The organism is Mycobacterium sp. (assembly GCF_039583785.1).
Lineage (GTDB): Bacteria > Actinomycetota > Actinomycetes > Mycobacteriales > Mycobacteriaceae > Mycobacterium.
Genome location: NZ_JAVKSG010000138.1, coordinates 1 through 3,950, shown reverse-complemented (window position 1 = coordinate 3,950; position 3,950 = coordinate 1). Strand labels below are relative to the sequence as shown.

At 68.9% G+C, this 3,950-nt stretch carries 2 protein-coding genes; both read left to right on the top strand.

The window, feature by feature from the left end:
• Positions 1-87 precede the first annotated feature (87 nt).
• Positions 88-1,347: a site-specific integrase gene (locus tag ABDV69_RS20410; protein WP_343577588.1), complete on the top strand. Its 1,260-nt coding sequence runs from the start codon at positions 88-90 to the stop codon at positions 1,345-1,347.
• Complete coding sequence (locus tag ABDV69_RS20405; protein WP_343577586.1) at positions 1,344-3,812, top strand: site-specific integrase; 2,469 nt, start codon at positions 1,344-1,346, stop codon at positions 3,810-3,812. The genes ABDV69_RS20410 and ABDV69_RS20405 overlap by 4 nt, the downstream gene beginning before the upstream one ends.
• The last annotated feature ends 138 nt before the right edge of the window (positions 3,813-3,950 follow it).

Genomic DNA, 3,950 nt, shown 5'->3' with positions numbered 1-3,950 from the left:
GCAAGACCGACCTGTTGACCGAACTAACGCGGGGATTTCGGGGCGGGTGCGTGCCGGGAGGGGTTGGGCTGGCTAGGTTCGCTGCTCATGATCGATGGAGAGCTGCCGCGGGACTTGACCGTGCTGGTGGTGCCGAGTCGGGGTGGTCTGGAGGCGACCGGCGATCTGTTCCAGCCGTATCGGCTGGTTGATACCGACGGTGCGGTCGTCGCGCCGGTGTCGGCGTATTTCGCCGAGTTGACGGCGTGTGGGCGACCGGCGACCACCCAGCGTTCCTATGGGATGGATCTGTTGCGGTGGTTTCGGTTCCTGTGGGCGCTGGGGGTGGCCTGGGATCAGGCGACTCGGGTGGAGGCCCGCGATTTCTGTCGCTGGCTGCAGATCGCGGACAAGCCGGTCCGGCCGCACTGGCGGCGCCCGGACGGCGATGGTGCCGCGGTGGCGCGGTCAGGTACCGGGCCGGGCGTGAACGCGGTGACCGGCAAGGCGGTTCGTGGTAGCCGGTATGCGGCGGCGACGGCGGCGCATTGCGAGACGGTGCTGCGCGGGTTTTACGATTTTCACTTGGAGGCGGGCAGCGGGCCGATGGTCAACCCGTTCCCGCTGACCCGGTATCGCGGTGCCGGCCGGGTGGATGCCCATCACAACCCGATGGAGCCGTCGGTCGGGCATCGCAGCGGCCGGTATCGACCGAAGGTGGCGGTTCGGGCGCCGCGGTGTATCCCCGACGAGCGGTTTGATGAGTTGTTCGCGCAGTTGGGTTCGCATCGTGACCGGGCACTGATCGGGTTCTGGGTGTCGACTGGGGCGCGGGCGTCGGAGTTGCTGGGCGCCACGGTCGCCGACGTGGATCCCGGACAGCAGTTGATCACGGTGATCCGCAAGGGCACGCGAGCGATGCAGCCGTTGCCCGCGGCGCCGGACGCGTTCGTGTGGCTGCGGTTGTATCAGGCGCAGCTGGCCGGGGTTGCCCCGGCCGGGCGAGACCAGCCGTTGTGGTGGACATTGCGAGAACCATTGCGCCCGTTGCGGTATGACGCAGCCCGGGCGATGTTCAACCGGGTCAACGCGGTGTTGGGGGCGAACTGGTCGCTGCACGATCTGCGTCACACCGCGGCGTATCGGATGGCGCGCGACCCGCAGATGCCGCTGACCGATGTGCAGTGGGTGCTCGGCCACGCCCACCTGTCGACCACCCAGCGCTATCTGAACCCGGTGACCGAAGACGTGATCGGCGAGGTGCTGGCGTATCACACCCGCCGCCGTGACCGCGATCCGGCGGCGCCACCAGCGCCGGGGTACCGGACCGAAAGCCTGCAGATCCTCTTCGGTGAGGCCGGGTCGTGAGCGCCGTGGACACCTCGCAGGTGGCGCCGACCGTGACGCCGCCGCCGGTGGCGGGGCCGGTAAAACCCACCGGCGCGCAACTGGTCGCGGCGTTTCCGCCACGGCCGGTCGCCACATCGTGGCCGGCCACCGAGGCGCGCCGCTCCGCGGTGGCCGACCGGGTGCTGGCGGCGCCGTTCGCGCTGGACAACCCCGGCAGCCAACGCAACCGGCGATTGGGGGTGTTGGCGGTGCTGGGCTGGCTGCGTGAGCAGCCCGGCGAGTGTTGGCAACAACGGTGGCGCGCCAGCGGCGCCGAGGATCAACCGGACTGGAGGCTGTTGGTCGGCGCCGACCGCGCCAAGCCGCTGCCGCACCTGAGTGCGGGGTTGTTGGTGCTGATCTGCGCCGATGTGATCCGGCCCAGCCTGGAGTGGCTGCTGCGGTTCGCCCCGGCCCGGCATAACCTGGCCCCCGAGATGGCCCGCACCCGCGATGCCGCGGCGTTCGCCGAGCTGTCCGCGCTGTGTCAGGGCCGGGTCGGACTGCAAAGCCAGCAGCGGGCGCTGACCAACATCGCGATCGTCATGGCTGTCAAGGGCGGAAACGCCGCGGCGGTGCAAGTCGGCGACTGCCTGGAATTGCTGGCCACCGCCGCGCGCACGCGGACCAGCGACGACCGCCACGCCGAAAGCCCGTTGTTTTATCAGCTGCTGCGCGCGCACGGCGACCTCGGCGCGAACGCGCCCGCCGCGATCGAAATGTTCTCCGGCCGTGGACAACCCAGCTGCGAGCAGCTGATCGACCGCTACCGCATCGCGTGTCGCCCGGTGCGCGATGTGCTGGTCGACTATCTGCGCGAACGCCAGCCGGCGGTGGACTTCTCCACCCTGCAGCGGCTGGCCTACCTGCTCGGCAAACTGTTTTGGGCCGATCTGGAGGCGCACCACCGCGGCATCGACTCGCTGCAGCTGCCCCGCGACGTCGCCGCGGCGTGGAAGCAGCGCGTGCTCACCCGCCCGAAGGCCACCAAGGACAACGGCCAAGTTCAGGTCAGCGGGCCGCGGCTGGACGGGCGCAGTGTGCTCACCGCGGTGCGGGCCTTCTACCTGGATTTGGCCGAGTGGGCCGACGACGACCCCGCCCGCTGGGGGCCGTGGGCGGTGCGGTGTCCGGTCAGCGCCAGCGACGCCTCCCACAAGAAGGCCCGCCTGCACCGCAAGTCCCGCATGGACACCCGTACCCGCGAACGACTGCCGGTGCTGCCGACCCTGGTCGCCTGGGTAGCGGCCGAACGAGCCCGCACCGCCGAGCTGCTCGCCGCCGCCGAACAGACCCGACCCGGCGAGGTATTCACCGCCGGCGGGGCGACCCTGCGCCGGGCGGTGCTCAAGACCTACACCACCGGCCGGGTCTGGGCCCAGGACCCCGACACCAGCCAACGACGTGACCTCAGCTTCGAAGAACACCGCGGGTTCTGGACCTGGGCCGTGGTAGAGGTGTTGCGGCACACCGGAATCCGCATCGAGGAACTGACCGAACTGTCACACCACAGCCTCATCCAATACCGGCTGCCGACCACCGGGGAACTTATCCCGCTGCTGCAGATCGTCCCGTCCAAGACCGACGCCGAGCGACTTTTGGTGATTTCACCGGAGCTGGCGGACGTGTTGTCGACCATCGTCGCGCGCATCCGCGGCGATCGGACCGACGTCGCGCTGGTGGTGTCCTACGACAAGAACGAACGCCTCTACAACCCGCCCATGCCGCTGCTGTTCCAATGGCGGCGCCGGCTCGACCACCGCCCGGTCGGCGAGACCGTGCTGCGCACCTACCTCGACCACGCGCTCACCGAGATCGGCGTCAAAGACGCCGCCGGCCAACCGATGCGCTACACCTTCCACGACTTCCGACGGCTGTTCATCACCGACGCCATCGTCCACGGCATGCCACCGCACATCGCCCAACTCGTCGCCGGACACCGCGACATCAACACCACCATGGGATATAAGGCTGTCTACCCCGAGGAAGTGATCAACGGCCACCGCGCGTACATCGCCCGCCGCCGCGCGCTGCGCCCCGGCGAGGAATACCGCACCCCCACCGACGCCGAATGGGCCGAGTTCGTCGGCCACTTCCAACGCCGCAAGGTCGCCGTCGGCGACTGCGGCCGCTCCTATGACACCCCTTGCATCCACGAACACAGCTGTCTGCGCTGCCCGCTGCTGCGCCCGGATCCGGCCGCCCGCGCCCGGCTGCAAGACATCCGCGACAACCTCATTGCCCGCATCGCCGAGGCCGAATCCCACCGCTGGTATGGCGAGGCCGAGGGTCTTAGGGTCAGCCTCGCCGGTGCCAACGCAAAACTCGACCAGATGGACCAAATCAGCGCCAGCCGCACCACCACCGTCCAACTGGGCATCCCCAGCTTCACCGACACCGTCGCACGCACCACCGACTCGGCAGACGACCGGAAACAGTTCTGACACAAAAGAACACGAACTCAATAATCAAGATCAATTTTAGTTCGGAGAAGACGTCAGCGACGCGCCCTGGCTGGCTGATCTGGGCGCGCACGGGCTGGTGCGCGGCTCGTTCGTCCCGCCGGAGCCGATCAGGGAACT